The following is a 20,839-nucleotide window of genomic DNA, read 5'->3' as shown; positions in this document are numbered from 1 at the left end:
CATATTTAACACTAACATTATAGTTTACAAATGCCTTTATTATTTTTAACCAAAGTGCGCTTGCCTATGGCAATTAGGGCAAACAGCAATAGCATTTTCAATTGTATCTTCTCCACCTTTAGACAAAGGAATTATGTGATGAACTTCAAGGTAAGGTGTATTATCTTTAGATCTATGAAATGGTGCCGGTTTGTGGCACTTCTCGCAATTTCCCATTGCCCGATGAAGTACTTCAGCCACCACATCAGGGCTTCTAACAAATACAATAGCCAAGACTCGTCTAGTTACTGGTATAGTACTGTTAATTTCTTTTAGACGTTTTTTGCGTTCTTCTGGAGCTAGATTAAACGACTCTCTAATAGCTTCATCAAATTCGCCCTGAAGTCGTTGCGCTTCATCTTGTATTATTTCCCGTGTAAGCCACTTTATTTTCCCATTTATTATTTCTGAATATATTTGCCATATTCCATGTTCCTTTTGATTATACGACACATAATACTCATTATTTATTTTATAGAGTTTATCGGCTTTATTATTTTCATTAGTTAATCGTTCATTCCAGTTTAAAGAGTAATTAACCCTTCTGTCATGGTTTACTGTCAGTTTATCAATAGTTTTGCTGATAGTCTCATTTTTAACATTGGTAACAATTTTTGATACATAATCAACAATTTGTTTTTTCGTACAAACACCATTCGCTTCAACAAATCTTGAAACTTGAATGTTTGTTTCTTCACTTGCCATTTTAATAACCCTTTGTACATCGTACTAATATTGTATCTCACAAAATGCACTTATCCCATTGTTCTGTACACAACATTAGATACAGCTACCAGTTAGTAATTGTCGGTTTATTGATTCAGCCCCGAATATGTTCAGAAAGCCCCCCCTTAATAGTCATGGACAATATGAAATTGTTAGTCAAAGCAAAAATCGAGAATCTCATCCCACCCTAAACCTCTCAGATTCGAACAGTATCTTCACGACAAATCGCTGTGGCCCACTGAACAATACGTCGGCTGGCATCTGGCATCGTAAGCAGCTCTTCAAAGCCTGAGACCATGAGCTTCGCAGGTATCATTGATCACCCAATATGCTTTATCCCCTCCGGGGGATAAATTGCCTTTACCCCCTATAGAGGATAAATCCTGCGCACCAGACTGACTTCCAGGATAACGAGCCCCGAACTCTCTCACTGAAGAGCCTGACTCTTGATTATTATTGATACCGTTTTAATCTGTACGAAGTACGACCCGCAACCAGAGCCTTCAGGTTGCCACCTTCCCGGTGAGGCTCGCCTTTTCGTCCGCTCCGTATCATCCTCGCGGACAGCTCTTAGCGCCTGATACATCCTCTACCCCATCATGCAGGGAATCCCTCCCTGCCGGGCGGTGTTTCTCTGCTTTCATCACTGGAGAAATACTATGCTTACTTCATCTTGCCCTGAAGCAAAATCCTTATCGCTGTCTGTCTCAACTGAGGCCAGGGAAAAGGTAGTCAGTTTTCCACCCGATCCCTCTCAGGAAGACGACCGTCTCGAAAACCTGATTGTCGCGACCATGCTGACATTCAAAAGCGCAGGCCCGGACCGTAAGAGCATTAATTTCGGTCTGTACTGTTTGCCCGCCGACGGCAGCAGCAATGTATCTCTGATGACGCCGCTGCGCTTAACGCTTGAAGATAATCACCTGTTGGTTACTGCCCTTCATACCTGCTGATTGCCTCTGCATCCTTCACTCCCCGTGCCGGGCGACTCCCGACCGGGAGCGCTGTACCCGGCTTCTTTATCATGAGGTTACGCTTATGAACAGAAGCAACGATCTTTACCAGAAAGTCACCGATGAATGCCTTATCCGGGCGGTTGTATCACGGTATCAATATTCCTCTGCTTTGGAACAGCGCTGAGCGACAGGGATAACCGTGGTTGAAACCTTCAACTACACCGCTATCCGGCTGAATCAGCTTATTCACCTGCGGGTCAGGGATATCGATCTGGTCCATGACACGCTGTTTATCCAGAGCGAAGGCAGCAAAAGTCATGATGAACATATTGTTCCCATCGCCTCCCGGCTGCGGCCCTATCTGGAGCATCTGCTTGAAGAAGCTAAAACAAAAGGAATACGGTCTGACGATCAGTTGTTCAACATCAATCGTTTCAGTCGGCGGACGCTGCGCCAGGGTAAACCGATGACAGAAAATCAGGTGAGTTATTTCTTTGCCAAATTGAGCGATGCCTGCCACAGCCGTTTTCATCACATCGCTACCGTCATACCGTGGCCACAGAATTAATGCAAAAACCGGAGCAAAATCTGTATGTCACGCAGAAACTGCTCGGCCACCGCGATATTAAGGTGACGCTCAGCTATATTGAACACATTGTCGAGATGCTCAGAAGTTGCGTGGAGAGAGATTGACAAAGCAGGGAGTGAGTGAAAAGATCCGGCCCGAGGCTTTATAAACAAAAAAACCGCAGATGCGGCCATTTGTAGTTGCCGTTAACGTCCAGCTTCATTGTACAACGTACTGATTGTTGTAGGTGTTCCGATTATCACAATCGTTTTTGGTGCCGAAGGCCGGACTCGAACCGGCACGTATTTCTACGGTTGATTTTGAATCAACTGCGTCTACCGATTTCGCCACTTCGGCACTGAAGGGGATGCGGAAACGTTGTGGATTATACCTGTCGCGCGCCGCCATGCAAGCGACGACGCGCGAAACCCGCGCTAAGTGCCCAAAAAACCAGCGCCCTTCGTCACTCCAGCTCAGACACCGCCAGGCGAATCACCCTCGCCGCCTTCTGTTCCGGCAGCGCCAGCACCTTCGCCCACATCTCCTGCACCATATCGCAGGAGAGCTTCTCTTTGCCCGCCGCCTTCTCGGGTATCTGCAGCAGCTGGATGTCCTCACCGTACTTATCGGCAAGTTGCTTCATCACCGGTCGCACATCTTCGACAGCCGCCTCGCGCTCGGCGGGGGTCACGGTGTGGCGGTTTTTGCCGTAGGCCGCGCGCATCATGTCGGCATCGGCCTGCATGCGCCGCGCCATCAGGTCTTTATCCAGCATGCGCATCGGGTTGATGCCGCCCTTCACCATCGGGTAGAGGAAGCGGAAGCAGGCGTCGTCGCTCACCTTCTGGATGGCGGCGGTCTGCTCCATGTTGATGGTCATGTAGTTCACCACGTTGGCGTCCGGGGCGTTTTGCAGGCGCGTCATCTGCAGATGCAGGATCTGCGGCTGGATGGTGTCGATAATCTGCTGCTCCGGCTCGCCCGCTTTTTGCAGGGCGGCCATCTGGTCGAGGATACGCTGATGCAGCGCGGGCTCCTGCTCCTTAATCACCTGCCAGGCGGGCATCGCGTTGAGGGCGTTATCCATCTGCCGTTCCGGGGCGCGCTGCCTGTCGAAAAACACCCAGAACGCCACGGCGGCAGCCGCAAAGACGACAATCACAATACGGGTCCACGTTTTATTCATCTCGCATCCTTATCCTTGAGTTGTGCCGGTTTACACCGGCACGCCGCTGTGGAAGCGAAACTCGTTGTCCGGTGTCGAGATAAGTGTGGCTTCAATTTCGCCAAAAAGCTGTATGCGCGGTGAGATATCGTCGTCGCTCACCTGCTGGGCGAGCGTCAGGTAGTCCTGATAATGGCGCGCTTCCGAGCGCAGCAGCGAGAGATAGAACTTCTGCAGGTCGTCGTCGAGGAACGGGGCCAGCGCGGCGAAGCGTTCGCAGGAGCGGGCTTCGATGTAGGCACCGCAGATGAGCTTGTCGATCAGCGTCAGCGGTTCGTGGGTGCGCACTTCCTTTAGCATCCCTTTGGCGTAGCGACTGGCGGTGATTTTGACGTACGGAATGTCGCGGGCCAGCATCGCCTCGCGCACCTGCCAGAAGTGGTGCAGCTCCTCTTTAATCAGCAGCACCATGCTGTCGATGAGCGCCTGGCCCCACGGGTCGTCGGTTTTGGGCATCACGCTTTTACCAATCTGCCTGTGCAGGGCGATGAAGTCCGGCTCCGGGCCGTCGCGAAAGGTGAACTGTTCGTAGGGCTTGAGCCAGTCGAGCAGCGCGTCGGCACCGCTTTCGTCGGCGACGTATTTACGCACCAGCAGCAGCGCGGTCTGGGCGGCCTTGAGCTCGCACACCATGTGGTCGGTGAGCAGCAGCGGCAGGTTCGCCGGGTCGCGGGCTTTATCAATCCATGCTTGCGGGGTCGGGCACTGGAGGAAGTTGAGTACGGGGGCGAGTATCTGCGGGTAATCCATGGTTCTGCCTTGAAAAAGCGGTGGCGCGCGCCACCGCCTGAAACGCTTAGTGACGCACGCCGTCGTCGTCTTCGTCGACGTAATCTTCGTCGTCGCCTTCTTCGCCGTCTTCACCGTTCGGATCTTCGAAGTAGGTTCCCCAGCCGTCGTATTCCACTTCAAACTTCTCGGCCAGGTTCATCAGCTGTTCTACCTGCGCGTCGATCAGCTCCGCCTTCAGCGCGCCTTCGCTCAGGATGTCGCAGCAGATGACGGTGTCGCCCTCTTCCACTTCCAGCTCTTCCGGCTCGGTCACTTCGTAACCCAGCTTGAAGGCTTCTACCGCCAGTTTTTCCAGCGCGTCGAAATCATCCGCAGAGAAATGGTGCTCGATGGTGTACAGCGCGTCCGGATCGCTACCGTCTTCCAGCAGTTCTTCAATAATCAGACGCGTCTCTTCGCGTTGCTCTTCCAGGTGTTCCGGGTTTGCCATGGCTCAATCCTCTTTAAAGTGCGGCAGATACTTCTATTTTCACACACGGACGGGTTTGCCTCCACCTTTGTTGGAAAGATTTGTGAAACGGGGTTGCAAATGAATAATTACACATATAAAGTGAATTTTAATTCAATAAGTGGCGTTCGCCATGTGAGGATAAAATGTCTGATCTGTACAAGAAACACTTTCTGAAATTGCTCGACTTTACCCCTGCACAGTTCACTTCTCTGCTGACCCTTGCCGCACAGCTCAAAGCCGATAAAAAAAATGGCAAGGAAGTACAAAAGCTTACCGGTAAAAACATCGCGCTCATCTTCGAAAAAGACTCAACCCGTACACGATGCTCTTTCGAAGTTGCCGCATTTGACCAGGGCGCGCGCGTTACCTATTTAGGGCCGAGCGGCAGCCAGATTGGGCATAAAGAGTCAATTAAGGATACCGCACGGGTGCTCGGGCGGATGTACGACGGCATTCAATATCGCGGCCACGGTCAGGAAGTGGTCGAGACGCTGGCGCAGTACGCGGGCGTGCCGGTGTGGAACGGGCTGACCAACGAGTTCCACCCAACGCAACTGCTGGCGGACCTGCTGACCATGCAGGAGCACCTGCCGGGCAAGGCGTTTAACGAGATGACGCTGGTCTACGCGGGCGACGCGCGCAACAACATGGGCAACTCAATGCTGGAAGCGGCGGCGCTGACCGGACTGGATCTGCGCCTGGTGGCCCCGAAAGCCTGCTGGCCGGAAGAGAGCCTGGTGGCGGAGTGCGCTGCGCTGGCGGAGAAGCACGGCGGGAAGATCACCTTGACGGAAGACGTGGCTGCGGGCGTGAAGGGCGCGGACTTTATCTATACCGACGTGTGGGTGTCGATGGGTGAAGCCAAAGAGAAGTGGGCGGAGCGGATTGCGCTGCTGCGCGGGTATCAGGTGAACGCGCAGATGATGGCGCTCACCGGCAACCCGAACGTGAAGTTTCTGCACTGTCTGCCGGCCTTCCATGACGACCAGACCACACTCGGCAAGCAAATGGCGAAGGAGTTCGATCTGCACGGCGGGATGGAAGTGACGGACGAGGTGTTTGAGTCGGCGGCGAGCATCGTGTTCGACCAGGCGGAAAACCGGATGCATACGATTAAGGCGGTGATGGTGGCGACGCTTGGGGAGTGATTGACTCCTCTGCGCGCTGGTGCCCTCACCCCGGCCCTCTCCCACAGGGAGAGGGAGAAAACCCAGCCTGTAGGCCCGTGCAAGCGAAGCGCCGCCGGGCGATTGAGGCGGTGATGCGGCCTGGTGCCCTCACCCCGGCTCTCTCCCATGGGGAGAGGGAGAAAACCCTAAAAACGACAATAGCGCTATCGTCGGGCAGAAAAATTCATTTTACTGACGCTTTCTCAGATAGACATTAACCATAATAAGAATTTATGTTTTTATTAACCATTATTTATTGAGTAGATAATGGTTAATATCAGGTCATTATCAATTACAAAACACCGTATATTATCGGCGTAATATTTCCTTATTGCTGCATGTCGTTAATAAGGATTATTTATGTCATGGAATAAGCATGAAGCTGTGTCATACGCCCGTAGCCACGCACTAACCCATACTGGACACTATTGCGCTCGCGCAATCGCCGCCGCCATTCGAGCCGGAGGGCTTAAAATCGAAGGGGCCAACCTATCGCCAACTCCAGCCAGCAATAACCTTATACAGGCATTATTAATATGAATAAGCTCATCTTAATTGTGTTATTCAGCACAGCCGCATTGGGGGCCGAAGATTTTCAGATACCGATGCAGCGCGCCCTTGAATTCAATCGCTGGTACGTCAAACAAGTGAACAACGATCGTTATCCCATCCAACATGGAAATGAAATCGATAAGTTCGTTACGGCCAGCACCATGAAAAAATTACGTCATGCAGACGATCCCCGTTATGCCGACGCTGAATTTTACGAGGCTGATTTTTTTATGAAATCGCAGTATATCGGCGAGGACTGGGCTGAGAATATGGCTATTGATTCGTATGATTCAGACCCGGTCTGTCTAAACGTGAATATCACGTTTGGCAAAAAGACCCAGCACACAGTTATTGATTGCATGGTGAAAGAAGATGGGATCTGGAAAATCCAGTCTGTCGCCGCTCGGGATAATAATTGATGCCCCCGCTAACAATAATGTAGCCGCCTTTGTTGCCGGGTGGCGCTGCGCTTACCCGGCCTACAAAACCCGTAGGCCCGTGCAAGCGAAGCGCCGCCGGGCGGATCAGGCCAGCTCCATTTCATTGATTTTTCACCCCGAAAAAGGTACGTTTTCGCCTTAATTCCAGCGTGGACATGCCAGCATTATGCCGATTATTCAGTCTGTTGAACGTGCGTTGCAGATCCTCGACCTGTTCAACGAGCAGGCCACCGAGCTTAAGATCACCGACATCAGCAAACTGATGGGGCTGAGCAAGAGTACCCTCCACTCGCTGCTGAAAACCCTGCAGCTTCACGGCTATATCGATCAGAACCCGGAGAACGGTAAGTATCGCCTCGGCATGAAGCTGGTCGAGCGCGGTCATTTCGTCGTGGGCTCCATCGATATTCGCCAGAAGGCTAAAGGCTGGCTGACGGAGCTGTCCCAGCGGACCGGGCAGACTACCCATCTGGGGATCCTGGACGGGCGTGAAGGGGTCTATATCGAGAAGATTGAAGGCAAGCTGGCCGCCATCGCCTATTCGCGCATCGGCCGCCGCCTGCCGGTTCACGCCACCGCCATCGGCAAGGTGTTGATTGCCTGGCTGGGCGAGCCCGAGCTGAACGCCCTGCTTGAGGGCTATCAGTACACTACCTTTACGCCTTCCACCCTCGCCTCTCGTGAAGAGCTAATGGCCGCCCTGACGCAGACCCGCGAGCAGGGCTATGCCCTGGACAGCGAAGAGAACGAGCAGGGCGTGCGCTGCGTGGCGGTGCCGGTGTGGAACCACGAGTCCCGCGTCATTGCCGCCCTGAGCCTGTCGACGCTGACCTCCCGCGTGGACGACGCAGAGCTGGCTAATTTCCGCGAGCAGCTTCAGCAGGCCGGGCTCCAGCTCTCACGCGCGCTGGGCTACCCGGCCTGAGCCGTTAGGCCGGCTCGTAGGTGAAGTAGTCGAAGTCCGCGTGGCAGCCGTCGCCGCTGATGTCCTCGCAGTGCAAACCCACAAACGCGCCGGTGAAGAAGCCGCGCCCGCCGATGTAGTCGTCCGACAGTTTCCACGCCTCATACGTTACCGGCACGGTGTGCCACGTCTCGCCGTCGAACGAGTAGCTGTAGCGGTAGACCAGTGTATCCACGTCCACGCGCAGCCAGACGCTCTCTACACTCTCCGGCACCGGAATCGGCTGCTCGTGCAGCGGCCACGACGGCACGTTGTGGTCGAGCTGGATAACCTTAATCGTTCTCCCCTGCCCCTCCTCGTAGTCCACAAAGCAGTAGCTCCAGTTTTTGCTGTTGTAGTAGCAGGTCAGCCCCGCGCTCTGCTGGAAGTGGACCGGCGAGAACTGCATCCGCGTTTCTGAGCGGAAAGCGAAGTGCTGCCAGCGGCGCGCCACGGTCGACTGGGTGAAGGTTGAGTTGAGCGAGTCGTTGCCGTAGAGCCGTAAATAGCCCGGCCGCGCGGTGAGCGAGCCGAGGGTATCGTCGAACGGAACGCGCAGGGTCTGTAGCTCCGGGGCGAGCGAACTGGCGTCGAAATCGTCCCGCCAGTTACCCTGAACGGCAGCGGGCTGCTCCGCCACCTGCGGGCCTTTCACGGTCAGCTGTGCGTGCTTGCCGCCTTCAACGTACGGCCAGCCGTCGCGCCACTCAATGCGGGCGATGCCGGTCTCGCGCCCCAGCGGGCAGTAGCCGCGTCCGCCGGAGGCCAGCAGCGGTACGCCGGGCAGGCGCAGCGGGCGGCTGGTGAGGTAGGCCATGTACCATTCCCCGGTGTGGGTCTGCAGCAGCGAGCCGTGGCCGCTCTTCTGCAGCGGGTTCTCCGGCAGGTGCCAGCTGGTCATCATCGTCACCTCCGGGTGCAGCTCGTACGGCCCGTCGATGTTTTTTGAACGCAGCACCACGACGGCGTGCTCGTAGCTGGTGCCGCCCTCGGCGACCATCAGGTAGTACCATCCCGCGTGGCGATACAGGTGCGCGCCCTCGGTGTAGCAGAGCGGCGTGCCGGTAAACAGGGTTTTGCGCTCGGGCGAGAGGGTGCCGGTCTGCGGGTCAAACTCCTGCATCACGATGGTGTTGTGCGGGTTGCTGTGGTGGCGTGGCCCCCACGGGCGGTAGAGGTAGTACTTGCGGCCGTCGTCGTCGTGGAACAGGGACGGGTCAAACCCGCCGTTGCCCATCGGGATCGGCTCGCTCCACGGGCCCTCGATGGAGGGCGCGGTGACCAGGAAGTTGCGGCCGTTTTTCCACGGCGAGTCGACAATCTTCACGTCGGTATAGAGCAGCCAGAATTTACCGTCGGCGTAGCTCAGGCACGGCGCCCAGATGCCGCCGGAGTCCGGGTTGCCCTTCATGTCCAGCATCGACACGCGGTCCAGCGGCGTGCTGACCAGCGACCAGTTTTTCAGGTCACGGGAGTGGTAGATGCGCACGCCCGGGAACCACTCGAAGGTCGAAGTGGCGATGTAGTAGTCCTCGCCCTGACAGCACAGGGACGGGTCCGGGTTGAAGCCGGTGAGTATCGGGTTAGTGATTTCCATGTTGCCTCCGGTTAATGGGATGCGGCTGTCGCAGCGTCGGGAACGGCCTCGCCCTGCGACGCGCGGTGCTTGATCAGCTGCTGGCTGATGGCCTCCACGCGGGCGTCGGTGAGCTTATAAAACGACAGCATGATGAACATGCCCGCGTAGAGCACCACGGGCACCACGCAGAACAGAATTTTGATGGTGGTAAGCACCTCGACCGGCTGCACGCTGCTGCTGGCGGAGTAGTTCACGTACGCAAGGATCCAGCCTACCACCGCCCCGCCAATTGCCAGGCCAATCTTCAGGCTGAACAGGTAGGTGGAGAACACCAGCCCGTCGAGGCGGCGTCCGCTGCGGCTCTCCTCGTAATCCACCACGTCAGAGGCCATCAGCCACTGCAGCGGCGTGGTGGTGTTAAAGACGAACAGGAACAGGATGTTGAGGGCAAAAATCAGGGCAATGTGCTCCGCCGGGGTGACGAAAATCAGCAGGCTGATCAGCGAGTAAGCGACGATGATCCACTTGAAGGCGGTAACGCGGTCGAAGCGGCCCAGCAGGCGGGAGGAGCAGAGCGAGCCGAACATGGTGGCGAGGCTGCCGTAGAGTAAGAACTGGGTCGCCATCTCCGGATGATCCATCACGTATTTCACGAAGTAGAGCGTCGCCCCGCCGCGCACCACGTTGGAGCAGGTCGCCATCATCTTGAACGCGCACATGATGCGCCACTGGCTGTTGCCCAGCAGCAGCTTAAGGTCTTTCGCCACCGACGAGCCCGGCTGCACCTCAAAGGTGTAGCGCTCTTTGGTGGTGAAGAAGCAGACGTAGAGCAGCACCACGCCGCTCAACCCAAGCACGCACATGGCGCCGAAATAGCCCACCTGCTCGTTCCCTTTGCCGATGATGCTCACCAGCGGCAGCGCGATGCCGCTGATGGCGAGCGAGCCCGCCGCCGCCAGGAAGAAGCGCCAGGACTGCAGGGCGTGACGCTCTTTCGGGTCGGCGGTAATGACGCCCGGCATGGCGCAGTACGGCACGTTAACGAAGGTGTAGACCAGGGTAAGGAGAATGTAGGTCACGCAGGCGTAGATGATTTTGCCCTGCGCGGAGAAGTCCGGCGTGTAGAAGGTCAGCACGCAGACGATGCCGAACGGGATGGCGCCCCACAGCAGGAATGGGCGGAACTGGCCGTGCCGCGTGCGCGTGCGGTCCACCAGCAGCCCCATCAGCGGGTCGGTCACGGCGTCGAGCACGCGGGAGACCAAAAACAGCGTGCCCATAATCCCCGCCGACAGGCCGAAGACGTCGGTGTAGAAGTAGGCCAGCAGGAACATCGTGGCCTGCCAGACGAAGCCGCAGGCGGTGTCACCCAACCCGTAGCCAATTTTGTCTTTCATGGTTAATTGCGTCATCAGAATTACACCCTTATGTAGTGTGCTGAATTACAACATCGTGTTAATGGAGTGTAATGAGCTGTTCAATTAACCAGCAATGGTCATATCTTATTTCTGAATTACGTTATTTTGCTTTTGTGACGTCAACGATATATTGCAACTTATTGTTTATATTATTAAATAACAAAAACAAGAAAGCCGTCCGCGGAATATTTCCCGCAGACGGTTTTATCTCTGAAAATAATTAAATGCCGAGCGCTTTTTTACCGGCGTTAATTACCTCGATAATTTTATCGGTGTCATAAATACAGCCTTTCCAGGTGCCGCCGCTCACCGACTGCAATGCCGCCCACAGCCGGGTATCGTCCGGCAAAAAGTCGTGGGCGTGCAGGTCCGGGTGCGTCTGCCTGACTGCCAGCTCGCGTGCCCCCTCTTCCGGCGTCAGCGGGTTTTCTGCGGTACCGATAAAGTTGACGCTGCCAGTTAACGTCAGACGATCCACGGCAATCTCGATGATGTCGTTATCGCGCAGCTTGCCAATCGGCCCGCCCGCCAGCGCCTCCGGCGACACGTGGCCGAAGCAGGCGCCCGTCGACACGCCCGAGAAGCGCGCATCGGTGATGAGCGATACCGTCTTGCCCCATGAGATATGCTTCAGCGCGGAGGTGAGCTGGTAGGTCTCTTCCATACCGGTGCCGGACGGCCCGCCGCCGATCACCACCATGATATCGCCCTGCTTTATCTCTTCACGCTTGATGGCCTTGATTGCCTGCGCTTCCGAGACAAATACCCGCACCCGGCCGGTGTGGCGGTACACGCCATCTTCGCCCACCACCGACGGGTCGATCGCCGTGGCCTTGATCACCGCCCCTTCCGGCGCGATGTTGCCCGTCGGGAAGCAGACCGTCGAGGTCAGCCCTTTCGCTTTTGCCTTCTCCGGCGGGAGGATCACGTCATCCGGATCCACGCCGTCCTGCTCGCGCAGGCACTGGCGGAAGCGCGCCCGGCGCTCGGAGGCCTGCCACCAGTCGAGGTTCTCGCCCACCGTCTGGCCGGTCACGGTCATCGCATCAAGATGCAGCAGGCCGAGATCGCGCAGGTGGAGCATCACCTCCGGCACGCCGCCCGCGAGGAACGCGCGCACGGTCGGATGATAGTCCGGGCCGTTGGGCAGCACGCTTACCAGGCGAGGCACCCTGCGGTTGACGCGCGTCCAGTGCTCAACGTCTGGGATCGTGCAGCCCGCCGCGTGGGCGATGGCCGGAATGTGCAGCAGTAAATTGGTGGAGCCGCCGAACGCCGCGTGGATCACCATCGCGTTTTCGATGGCTTTGTCGGTGAGGATATCGCGTGTGGTGATGCCGCGGTTGTCCAGCTCGCTCACCGCACGCGCCGACTGGCGGGCGATCTCCAGCCACACCGCCTGCCCGGACGGCGCCAGCGCGGAGTGCGGCAGCGCGAGACCCAGCGCCTCCGCGACCACCTGCGAGGTACCTGCCGTGCCGAGGAACTGACATCCGCCGCCCGGTGACGCGCAGGCGCGACAGCCAAGCTCGGCGGCCTCCTGCAAGGAGAGTTCGTGGTTGGCGAAGCGCGCGCCGATGGTCTGGACCTTGCCCGCGTCTTCGCCCACGGTCGGCGGCAGCGTCGCCCCGCCCGGCACCAGAATGGTCGGCAGGTCGTGCATTGCGGCCAGGGCAATCATGGTGGCGGGCAGCCCTTTATCGCAGGTTGCCACGCCGATCACCGCCCGGCGCGTCGGCAGGGAGCGGATCAGGCGGCGAAACACGATCGCCGCGTCGTTGCGGTACGGCAGGGAATCAAACATGCCGTGAGTGCCCTGCGAACGTCCGTCGCACGGATCGCTGACGAAGGCCGCAAACGGGATCCCGCCGTTGCGCGTGATCTCCTTCGCCGCCGCCTGCATCTGCATGCCGATCTCCCAGTGCCCGGTGTGGTAGCCCAGCGCAACCGGGCGTCCGTCTCCGGCGCGGATCCCGCCCTGGGTGCCGATAATCAGCACCTCTTTGCCGGTGAGCTTGTTGGCATCCCAGCCCATCCCGGCGTTCTGCGTCATGCCGAACAGGTTGCCGCTGGGAGATTCCATCAGCATCTGCGGGGTCAGCGGCAGCGCGCCCTGCGGCCCCGCTGCGTGGGTGATCACCGCATAAAACGCATCGTCCTGTGGGGTGAAAATTGTCTCGATGGTCATGGTTATCGTCCGGCTCAGCAGAGCTTAAGCTGTTGCAGCAGGGTTTTCAGCTGCGCCTTGCGCGGCTCGTCCAGCGCAGAGGCGGGCGGCAGCACGTGCGTGGAAATTGGGCGGCCGCAGAGCACTATCGCCTCTTTAATGACGTTCACAAACGGCGTATCCAGCTGATACATCTGCGGTATTTGCAATAAGGTCTGATGATACTCAGCCGCTTTCGCCACGTCTTTATCCCGCCAGGCTTTCAGAAGATTCACCGACACCTGTGGGGCAAAGTTGCCGCTCGCCGAAATCGCCCCGTCGCCGCCGAGCAGCAGGGTATTAAACAGATGATCGTCGTAGCCGCACAGCACGGTGAAGTGCGGATGGGCGGCTTTCACGGTGTGGATCATGCTGCGCAGGTGGGCGACGGAGTCGATGGTGTCTTTGATGCCGATAATGTTGCTGCGCGAGTCGGCCAGGGTTTTCACCAGCGCCGGGGTAAGATCCTGCCCGGTCAGCGCCGGGAAGTTATAGAGCATCACCGGCAGCGTGACGCTGTCGGCCACCTGCTCGAAATAGCGGATCAGGTTCGCTTCCGACACTTTCCAGTAGTAGGGGTTGATCACCACGATGCCGTCCGCGCCCGCCTGCTGCGCGTGCTGACTCAGCTCAATGGTTTCCCGGGCGTTGGTGCCGCCGGTGCCGATCAGCACGGGCACGCGACGATCGACGTGATCGATAGCAAAGCGGGCAATGGTTTTACGCTCTTCGCCGCTGAGCTGGGAGAACTCGCCGCCGCTGCCCAGGAAGAACAGGCCGTCAACGCCTGCCTTGATGAGATCGTCGATCAGCGCGGCGGTGCCCGACTTATCGAGCTGGCCGTCGGCGGTAAAAATGGTGGAGACAGGGGGAATGATTCCCGTGAACAACGCGGACTGCGGCATAAGATCTCCTTGCTGAATCATTTTGTTCTACATTATAGAACAGCGTTCATTAATTTAACGATCATACTATGACGCAGAAAAAGCACAGGTAAATGGGAAGGGATGAGGGAGTGCGGGAAATTTAAGCTGGATCACATATTGCCCCTCACCCCGACCCTCTCCCCACAGGGGCGAGGGGGAAAAGATGGCTCGGTGCAGTCCCCTCTCCCCTGTGGGGAGAGGGTTAGGGTGAGGGGTAAGGGTTACTCTACCAGCATCTTCACCACAACTTTCCTGACCTTAGCTGGCGCTCCCACCGCGCACAGCGGCTTATGCACTTCGCCCGGCCAGAACACCACGAAATCCCCTTCGCTCAGCACCACGGTTTTCTCCTGCTCGCCTTCCGGCAGGAACGCGATGTCTTTGTCCGCCAGCCAGTCGGTGTCGGGCGTACCGTGCGGCAGGGTGCTGAAGGTCATTCCTTCCTGGCCTTTCATAATTATCTGGATATCCAGATAGCGCGCGTGGTACTCGGCGCGGCGCTCGGCGAACGGCTGGGTCATGTCTTCCGAGACCAGATAAAACAGGCTGTTGCCGTTGATGTCGTGTTTCCCGAGCGGCGTGGCGTCGGTGACGTGGGCCTTAACGTGCTCAATGGCCTGACGCAGATCGTCAGGCAGCCAGGACTGCAGATGGTGGATGTTGCCAACAATCATGTTTTAACCCTCAATATAAAACATTGTTTCATTTTTATCTTTTATACGAGAATCCCGGCTGCCATACCAGCCCTTTTTGGAAGAGGTTTGCGCGAGCGCATGTTTATCGGGAATGGTGTTAAATTGCTGTTAACCCTGCCCAGGCATTTATGCAGGGGTTATGCATAACCTCGATCCGTGCTTATCGCACGGCTGTTCTAACCTCTTGATCATGCTCTCTAATTAACAAAACCCGTTGCCGCCTCACACTTTACTGTTTTGATAATTTGCTTTAAAAAACCATAATTATTTATTGATTTTTCTTAAGTCAAAAATAGTTAATTACGTTAATTGCATAGCCATTCTTATGCATAATATTTATCATTTAAAATCAGCTACATAACAACATATTTCAAAAGATTAAAATCTACAAAATAATAACAACCTCAAATAATGCCACCGGATCCTGCTTAGCTATTCACCCCTCAATAATATGAAATTAATCATTATCTGATGCGAATCATGCAAATGAAAACAAACCCCTTAATATCCGTTTTCGCGTGAGCAGCATCACAATACGGATTATTTAAGTGCCTAGTATGAATCACGAAATCAATTGAGCTTAGCCGCCATGAAATTAAATACATCGCATGGCGCATGCCCTTTTTATTCTGAAAAACAGTTAAAGGAATAATTATGGAAAAGCATTACGTCGGTTCTGAAATTGGTCAATTGCGTAGCGTTATGCTGCACCGTCCGAATTTAAGTCTGAAACGTTTAACGCCGTCAAACTGTCAGGAGCTGCTTTTCGATGACGTGCTCTCGGTTGAACGGGCGGGTGAGGAGCATGATATTTTCGCAAACACGCTGCGCGAGCAGGGTGTGGAAGTCCTGCTGTTGACCGACCTTCTGACACAAACCCTTGATATTGCAGAGGCGAAGGCCTGGCTGCTGGATACGCAAATCTCCGACTACCGCCTCGGCCCCACCTTTGCCGGCGATGTCCGCGGCTGGCTGGCGGATATGCCGCACCGCGAACTGGCGCGCAGATTAAGCGGCGGATTAACCTACGGTGAAATTCCGGCAGCCATTAAAAATATGGTGGTTGATACCCACACGGCAAATGATTTTATTATGAAGCCGCTGCCGAACCATTTATTTACCCGCGATACCTCCTGCTGGATTTATAACGGCGTATCTATTAACCCGATGGCCAAACCGGCCCGTCAGCGCGAAACGAATAACCTGCGGGCAATATATCGCTGGCACCCGGCGTTTGCCGACGGCGATTTTATTAAGTATTTCGGCGACGAGAATATTAATTACGACCACGCCACCTTAGAAGGCGGCGACGTATTAGTGATTGGCCGCGGCGCGGTGCTGATCGGCATGTCCGAACGCACGACGCCGCAGGGCGTGGAGTTTCTCGCCAACAGCCTGTTCAAACACCGCCAGGCCGAGCGCGTGATCGCCGTTGAGCTGCCAAAACACCGCTCCTGCATGCACCTCGACACCGTCATGACCCACATCGACGTGGACACCTTCTCCGTTTACCCGGAAGTGGTGCGCAAAGACGCCCAGTGCTGGACGCTCACCCCGGACGGACGCGGCGGCCTGCTGCGCACCCAGGAAACCGACCTGCTGCACGCCATCGAGAAAGCGCTCGGCATTAACCAGGTGCGCCTGATCACCACCGGCGGCGACGCCTTTGAGGCCGAGCGCGAGCAGTGGAACGACGCCAACAACGTGCTGACCATCCGACCGGGCGTAGTGATCGGCTACGAGCGCAACGTCTGGACCAACGAGAAGTACGACAAGGCGGGTATCACCGTGCTGCCCATCCCGGGTGACGAGCTGGGACGCGGGCGCGGCGGCGCACGCTGCATGAGCTGCCCGCTGGAACGCGACGGAATTTAAAGGAGCCATCATGGAACGAAAACCCACTCTGGTTGTGGCACTTGGCGGCAACGCGCTGCTCAAGCGCGGCGAGCCGCTGGAAGCAGAGATCCAGCGCCAGAACATCGAGCAGGCCGCCCGCACCATCGCCGGGCTGACGGAACAGTGGCGCGTGGTGCTGGTGCACGGCAACGGGCCGCAGGTCGGGCTGCTGGCGCTGCAGAACAGCGCCTACGACAAAGTGACGCCCTACCCGCTGGACGTTCTCGGCGCCGAAAGCCAGGGGATGATCGGCTACATGCTCCAGCAGGCGCTGAAAAACAATCTGCCCCAGCGCGAGGTGAGCGTCCTGCTCACGCAGGTGGAAGTGGACGCCGCCGACCCGGCCTTCCGCAACCCGACCAAGTACATCGGCCCGGTGTACAGCGAAGCCCAGGCGAAAACGCTGGCCGCGGAGAAAGGCTGGGTGTTCAAGGCCGACGGGAGCTACTTCCGCCGCGTGGTGCCCTCTCCGCAGCCGAAACGCATCGTTGAGAGCGACGCCATCACGGCGCTGATCCAGCGCGACCATCTGGTTATCTGCAACGGCGGCGGCGGCGTGCCGGTGGTGGAAAACGCCAACGGCTATCGCGGCATTGAGGCGGTGATCGACAAAGACCTCTCCGCCGCCCTGCTGGCGCGCCAGATCGAAGCCGATGCCCTGCTGATCCTCACCGATGCCGACGCGGTGTACCTCGACTGGGGCAAACCGACCCAGCGCCCGCTGGCGCAGGTCACGCCGGAGCTGCTCAGAGGCATGCAGTTCGACGCCGGATCGATGGGGCCGAAAGTGGCCGCCTGCCGCGAGTTCGTTGAAGCCTGCAATGGGATAGCCGGGATCGGCGCGCTGGCCGACGGCGCGGAGATCCTGGCGGGCGAGAAAGGCACGTTGATTCGTAATTGAGCACCCGTTTCCCCTCACCCTAACCCTCTCCCGGAGGGAGAGGGAATGTAAGCCCCCCTCTCCCCGTGGGAGAGGGCCGGGGTGAGGGCATCAGACAGCTAACAATTTAAAAAGGATTTACCCATGACCATCAACCTGAAAAACCGCAACTTCCTCAAACTGCTGGACTACACCCCGGCAGAGATCCAGTACCTGATCGACCTCGCCATCGAGCTGAAGGCCGCCAAAAAAGCCGGACGTGAGAAGCAAACCCTGGTCGGGAAAAACATCGCCCTGATCTTTGAAAAAACCTCCACCCGCACCCGCTGCGCCTTCGAAGTGGGTGCGTTTGACCAGGGCGCGCAGGTCACCTACCTCGGCCCAAGCGGCTCGCAGATTGGCCATAAAGAGTCGATGAAAGACACCGCCCGCGTGCTGGGCCGCATGTATGACGGCATCGAATACCGCGGCTACGGGCAGGCCATCGTCGAAGAGCTGGGTGAATACGCGGGCGTGCCGGTGTGGAACGGCCTGACCGACGAGTTCCACCCAACCCAAATCCTCGCCGACCTGATGACCATGCTGGAGCACGCACCGGGCAAAACCCTGCCGGAGCTGAGCTTTGCCTACCTCGGGGATGCGCGTAACAACATGGGCAACTCGCTGATGGTCGGCGCGGCGAAGATGGGAATGGACATCCGCCTCGTCGCGCCGAAATCCTTCTGGCCGGAAGCGGGTCTGGTTGAGCAGTGCCGCGCCATCGCCAAAGAGACGGGCGCGCGCATCACGCTGACCGACGACGTGGAAGAAGGCGTGCAGGGCACCGATTTCCTCTACACCGACGTGTGGGTCTCCATGGGCGAGCCGAAAGACGCCTGGGCCGAGCGCGTCAGCCTGATGAAGCCATATCAAATCAACGCGGACGTGATGAAAGCCACCGGCAACCCGAACGTCAAGTTTATGCACTGCCTGCCGGCGTTCCACAACGAGCACACCAAAGTGGGCCGCGAGATCGAGATGGCCTACGGCCTGAAGGGGCTGGAGGTAACGGAAGAGGTCTTCGAATCACCGAACTCTATCGTCTTCGACGAAGCAGAAAACCGCATGCACACCATTAAAGCGGTCATGGTGGCGACACTCGGCGACTAATCACCGCCCGGCGCGCCGCGGGGTGCGCCGGGTTCAGGAGAACATCATGGGCAAGTTCAAGTTTCCCTCCGCTTACACCATCCTCTTTTTTCTGATTGCCGTTGTAGCCGTGCTGACGTGGGTTGTACCGGCCGGGCAGTACCATATGGCAATGAACGAGGCGCTCGGCAAAGAAGTGCCGGTTGCCGGAACCTACGCGCACGTGGCGGCGCACCCGCAGGGGCTGGTTTCCGTCCTGATGGCGCCGATTGCCGGGCTGTACGATCCGGAATCCGGCCAGGCCGGGGCGATCGACGTAGCGCTGTTTATTCTAATCATCGGGGGATTTCTCGGGATCGTCACCAAAACCGGGGCGATTGACGCCGGGATCGAGCGCGTCACCACCCGGCTTCGCGGCCGCGAAGAGTGGATGATCCCGATCCTGATGGCGCTGTTTGCCGCAGGCGGCACGATTTACGGTATGGCCGAAGAGTCTCTGCCGTTCTACACCCTGCTGGTGCCGGTAATGCTGGCCGCGCGTTTCGATCCGGTTGTCGCCGCCTCCACCGTGCTGCTTGGCGCGGGGATCGGCACCCTCGGCTCCACCATCAACCCGTTTGCCACGGTGATCGCCGCCAACGCAGCCGGGATCCCCTTCACCAACGGTATCGCCCTGCGCGTGGCGCTGCTGGTCATCGGCTGGATCATCTGCGTGGCGTGGGTGATGCGTTATGCCCGCAAAGTTCGCCAGGATCCGTCGCTGTCGATCGTGGCGGATAAGCAGGAAGAGAACCGCGCCCATTTCCTCGGCGACAGGGGCGAGCAGACGCTGGAATTTACCCCGGTGCGCAAAATCATTCTGGTGATTTTTGCCCTCGCCTTCGCGGTGATGATCTACGGCGTGGCGGTGCTGGGCTGGTGGATGGCGGAGATCTCGGCGGTGTTTCTCGCCAGCGCGATTATCGTCGGCCTGATTGCCCGCATGAGCGAAGAAGAGCTGACGTCGACGTTTATCAACGGCGCGCGAGATTTGCTGGGCGTCGCGCTGATTATCGGCATCGCGCGCGGTATCGTAGTCATCATGGATAAGGGCATGATTACCCACACCATTTTGCACAGCGCCGAGGGGATGGTTACCGGGTTGTCGACGGTGGCGTTCATCAACGTGATGTACTGGCTGGAAGTGGTGCTGTCGTTTCTTGTGCCTTCTTCGTCCGGCCTTGCCGTTCTGACGATGCCGATCATGGCACCCCTTGCCGATTTCGCTAACGTCAACCGCGACCTGGTGGTCACGGCTTACCAGTCGGCGTCCGGCATCGTTAACCTGGTCACTCCCACCTCAGCCGTCGTGATGGGCGGTCTGGCTATCGCCCGCGTGCCTTACGTGCGTTATCTGAAATGGGTGGCGCCGCTGCTGGGGATATTAACGGTGGTGATTATGGTGGCGTTAAGCCTGGGTGCCATGTTGTGATTTGCCGGATGGCGCTGCGCTTATCCGGCCTACGGATCGGTGCGGTGCCACCGGTTATTTCGGGAACTGATATGGGAACTATGATGGATTACGAAGAGTACTCTCCCAAAGAGCAACTACAGCTAACGGTCTGCCAGCGTCTGATCGCGGAAAAGAGCTACCTCTCCCAGGAGGAGATCCGCCGAGATTTGCAGGAGCGTGGTTTTGAGACCATCAGCCAGTCCACCGTTTCACGTCTGCTAAAGTTGCTTGGTGTCATAAAAATTCGAAATGCCAAAGGTCTAAAAATTTATTCGCTGAATCCCCAGCTGCGCCCTGCCCCCGACGCCGCGCGCACCGTCTCCGAAATGGTGGTGAGCGTGGAGCACAATAGCGAATTTATCCTTATCCATACCGTTGCCGGATATGGCCGCGCGGTGGCGCGTATTCTGGATTATCACCAGTTACCGGAAATTTTAGGCGTGGTGGCCGGAAGCAGTATCGTCTGGGTCGCCCCTCGCGTCGTGAAGCGCACCGCGCTGGTGCATAAGCAAATTAATTATTTACTCAGAACGCATTAATATTCATAAAGAACCGTTTGCATTGAGTAAAGCGTGCATTAAATCGCTTGATCCGCAAAACGAGCTGCGTATAATGCCCGACAATTTGCCGGGAGGAAGCATGGTCAAGCGTGTACGACATATCGTCTTACCGCGTCTGAAATCAGACGCTGGCCTGCCGTTTTTCTTCCCGTTGCTAAACCTATTCCCAGAGCCCCTCATTTGAGGGGCTTTTTTTTG

The 20,839-nt window shown here is 57.1% G+C and carries 20 protein-coding genes, 1 tRNA gene and 3 pseudogenes; 13 read left to right on the top strand and 11 right to left on the bottom strand.

Annotated elements, in window-relative coordinates; translation table 11 throughout:
- Positions 1 to 45 precede the first annotated feature (45 nt).
- Complete coding sequence (locus ACOQH0_RS02655; protein WP_421511460.1) at positions 46 to 744, bottom strand: HNH endonuclease; 699 nt, start codon at positions 742 to 744, stop codon at positions 46 to 48.
- Positions 745 to 1,424: 680 nt separating this feature from the next.
- Between ACOQH0_RS02655 and ACOQH0_RS02650 the strand changes: the two genes are divergently transcribed.
- The 3 genes and pseudogenes from ACOQH0_RS02650 to ACOQH0_RS02640 all read left to right on the top strand — a co-directional run.
- Positions 1,425 to 1,718, top strand: coding sequence for a hypothetical protein (locus ACOQH0_RS02650; protein ID WP_421511459.1), 294 nt, complete (start codon positions 1,425 to 1,427; stop codon positions 1,716 to 1,718).
- Positions 1,719 to 1,837: 119 nt separating this feature from the next.
- Positions 1,838 to 1,915, top strand: a pseudogene (locus ACOQH0_RS02645) (antirestriction protein); the annotation flags it as partial.
- Positions 1,915 to 2,414: pseudogene (locus ACOQH0_RS02640) on the top strand (site-specific integrase); the annotation flags it as partial. The pseudogenes ACOQH0_RS02645 and ACOQH0_RS02640, both read left to right, overlap by 1 nt.
- 147 nt (positions 2,415 to 2,561) lie before the next feature.
- Here ACOQH0_RS02640 and ACOQH0_RS02635 read toward each other — a convergent pair.
- The 4 genes from ACOQH0_RS02635 to rraB form a co-directional block, all read right to left on the bottom strand.
- Positions 2,562 to 2,646: transfer RNA gene (locus ACOQH0_RS02635), tRNA-Leu, on the bottom strand.
- Positions 2,647 to 2,752: 106 nt separating this feature from the next.
- Complete coding sequence (locus ACOQH0_RS02630; RefSeq protein ID WP_421511458.1) at positions 2,753 to 3,475, bottom strand: topoisomerase II; 723 nt, start codon at positions 3,473 to 3,475, stop codon at positions 2,753 to 2,755.
- A 30-nt stretch (positions 3,476 to 3,505) separates the two neighbouring features.
- Positions 3,506 to 4,264, bottom strand: a complete 759-nt coding sequence (miaE, locus tag ACOQH0_RS02625; protein ID WP_023324078.1) for a tRNA isopentenyl-2-thiomethyl-A-37 hydroxylase MiaE — start codon at positions 4,262 to 4,264, stop codon at positions 3,506 to 3,508.
- Between the two features lie 46 nt (positions 4,265 to 4,310).
- The gene (rraB, locus tag ACOQH0_RS02620) at positions 4,311 to 4,736 is read right to left on the bottom strand and encodes a ribonuclease E inhibitor RraB (RefSeq protein WP_029739283.1); all 426 of its coding nucleotides are present in this window, start codon (positions 4,734 to 4,736) and stop codon (positions 4,311 to 4,313) included.
- Between the two features lie 99 nt (positions 4,737 to 4,835).
- Between rraB and argL the strand changes: the two genes are divergently transcribed.
- The 4 genes from argL to xynR all read left to right on the top strand — a co-directional run bounded on the left by argL (position 4,836) and on the right by xynR (position 7,843).
- The gene (gene argL / locus ACOQH0_RS02615) at positions 4,836 to 4,931 is read left to right on the top strand and encodes a putative translational regulatory protein ArgL (protein WP_213014347.1); all 96 of its coding nucleotides are present in this window, start codon (positions 4,836 to 4,838) and stop codon (positions 4,929 to 4,931) included.
- Positions 4,901 to 5,905 (top strand): ornithine carbamoyltransferase, encoded by a 1,005-nt coding sequence (gene argF, locus ACOQH0_RS02610; RefSeq protein ID WP_421511457.1) that lies wholly within the window; start codon positions 4,901 to 4,903, stop codon positions 5,903 to 5,905. The genes argL and argF (ACOQH0_RS02610) overlap by 31 nt, the downstream gene beginning before the upstream one ends.
- A 557-nt stretch (positions 5,906 to 6,462) precedes the next feature.
- Complete coding sequence (locus tag ACOQH0_RS02605) at positions 6,463 to 6,897, top strand: DUF3828 domain-containing protein (RefSeq protein ID WP_421511456.1); 435 nt, start codon at positions 6,463 to 6,465, stop codon at positions 6,895 to 6,897.
- A 187-nt stretch (positions 6,898 to 7,084) separates the two neighbouring features.
- Complete coding sequence (gene xynR / locus ACOQH0_RS02600) at positions 7,085 to 7,843, top strand: DNA-binding transcriptional repressor XynR (protein ID WP_420986597.1); 759 nt, start codon at positions 7,085 to 7,087, stop codon at positions 7,841 to 7,843.
- 4 nt (positions 7,844 to 7,847) lie between these two features.
- Here the strand turns inward: xynR and ACOQH0_RS02595 are convergent, their stop codons facing one another.
- From ACOQH0_RS02595 to ACOQH0_RS02575, 5 genes are all read right to left on the bottom strand, one after another.
- Entirely contained in the window at positions 7,848 to 9,458 is a 1,611-nt protein-coding gene (locus ACOQH0_RS02595; RefSeq protein ID WP_421511455.1) for a glycoside hydrolase family 43 protein, read from the bottom strand.
- Between the two features lie 11 nt (positions 9,459 to 9,469).
- Positions 9,470 to 10,852, bottom strand: coding sequence for an MFS transporter (locus tag ACOQH0_RS02590; RefSeq protein WP_218308799.1), 1,383 nt, complete (start codon positions 10,850 to 10,852; stop codon positions 9,470 to 9,472).
- Positions 10,853 to 11,078: 226 nt separating this feature from the next.
- Positions 11,079 to 13,046 (bottom strand): xylonate dehydratase YagF, encoded by a 1,968-nt coding sequence (yagF, locus tag ACOQH0_RS02585; RefSeq protein ID WP_421511454.1) that lies wholly within the window; start codon positions 13,044 to 13,046, stop codon positions 11,079 to 11,081.
- A gap of 14 nt (positions 13,047 to 13,060) precedes the next feature.
- On the bottom strand, positions 13,061 to 13,969 hold the full coding sequence (gene yagE / locus ACOQH0_RS02580) for a 2-keto-3-deoxygluconate aldolase (RefSeq protein WP_421511452.1): 909 nt from the start codon (positions 13,967 to 13,969) through the stop codon (positions 13,061 to 13,063).
- A 242-nt stretch (positions 13,970 to 14,211) separates the two neighbouring features.
- Positions 14,212 to 14,664, bottom strand: a complete 453-nt coding sequence (locus tag ACOQH0_RS02575; RefSeq protein ID WP_421511451.1) for a YhcH/YjgK/YiaL family protein — start codon at positions 14,662 to 14,664, stop codon at positions 14,212 to 14,214.
- 675 nt (positions 14,665 to 15,339) lie between these two features.
- Between ACOQH0_RS02575 and arcA the strand changes: the two genes are divergently transcribed.
- The 5 genes from arcA to ACOQH0_RS02550 all read left to right on the top strand — a co-directional run bounded on the left by arcA (position 15,340) and on the right by ACOQH0_RS02550 (position 20,620).
- Positions 15,340 to 16,560: an arginine deiminase gene (gene arcA / locus ACOQH0_RS02570; protein WP_029739276.1), complete on the top strand. Its 1,221-nt coding sequence runs from the start codon at positions 15,340 to 15,342 to the stop codon at positions 16,558 to 16,560.
- Between the two features lie 10 nt (positions 16,561 to 16,570).
- Entirely contained in the window at positions 16,571 to 17,482 is a 912-nt protein-coding gene (gene arcC / locus ACOQH0_RS02565; RefSeq protein ID WP_421511450.1) for a carbamate kinase, read from the top strand.
- 123 nt (positions 17,483 to 17,605) lie between these two features.
- Entirely contained in the window at positions 17,606 to 18,610 is a 1,005-nt protein-coding gene (argF, locus tag ACOQH0_RS02560) for an ornithine carbamoyltransferase (protein ID WP_126816361.1), read from the top strand.
- Between the two features lie 46 nt (positions 18,611 to 18,656).
- The gene (locus ACOQH0_RS02555; RefSeq protein ID WP_010427348.1) at positions 18,657 to 20,060 is read left to right on the top strand and encodes a YfcC family protein; all 1,404 of its coding nucleotides are present in this window, start codon (positions 18,657 to 18,659) and stop codon (positions 20,058 to 20,060) included.
- A gap of 80 nt (positions 20,061 to 20,140) precedes the next feature.
- Positions 20,141 to 20,620 carry an arginine repressor gene (locus ACOQH0_RS02550; RefSeq protein ID WP_003863366.1) on the top strand — a complete coding sequence of 160 codons (480 nt, stop codon included), beginning with the start codon at positions 20,141 to 20,143 and terminating at the stop codon, positions 20,618 to 20,620.
- Positions 20,621 to 20,623: 3 nt separating this feature from the next.
- Here the strand turns inward: ACOQH0_RS02550 and ACOQH0_RS02545 are convergent.
- A pseudogene (locus ACOQH0_RS02545) lies at positions 20,624 to 20,741 on the bottom strand (hypothetical protein).
- On the opposite strand from ACOQH0_RS02545, the gene ACOQH0_RS02540 reads away from it, so the two are divergent.
- On the top strand, positions 20,721 to 20,825 hold the full coding sequence (locus tag ACOQH0_RS02540) for a pyrBI operon leader peptide (protein ID WP_071524139.1): 105 nt from the start codon (positions 20,721 to 20,723) through the stop codon (positions 20,823 to 20,825). The pseudogene ACOQH0_RS02545 and the gene ACOQH0_RS02540 overlap by 21 nt on opposite strands.
- The last annotated feature ends 14 nt before the right edge of the window (positions 20,826 to 20,839 follow it).

The organism is Enterobacter sp. JS8-1 (assembly GCF_049187015.1).
GTDB classification, from domain to species: domain Bacteria; phylum Pseudomonadota; class Gammaproteobacteria; order Enterobacterales; family Enterobacteriaceae; genus Enterobacter; species Enterobacter mori.
The sequence above is the reverse complement of the archived record's forward strand: the minus strand, read 5'-3'. Positions and strand labels throughout refer to the sequence as shown.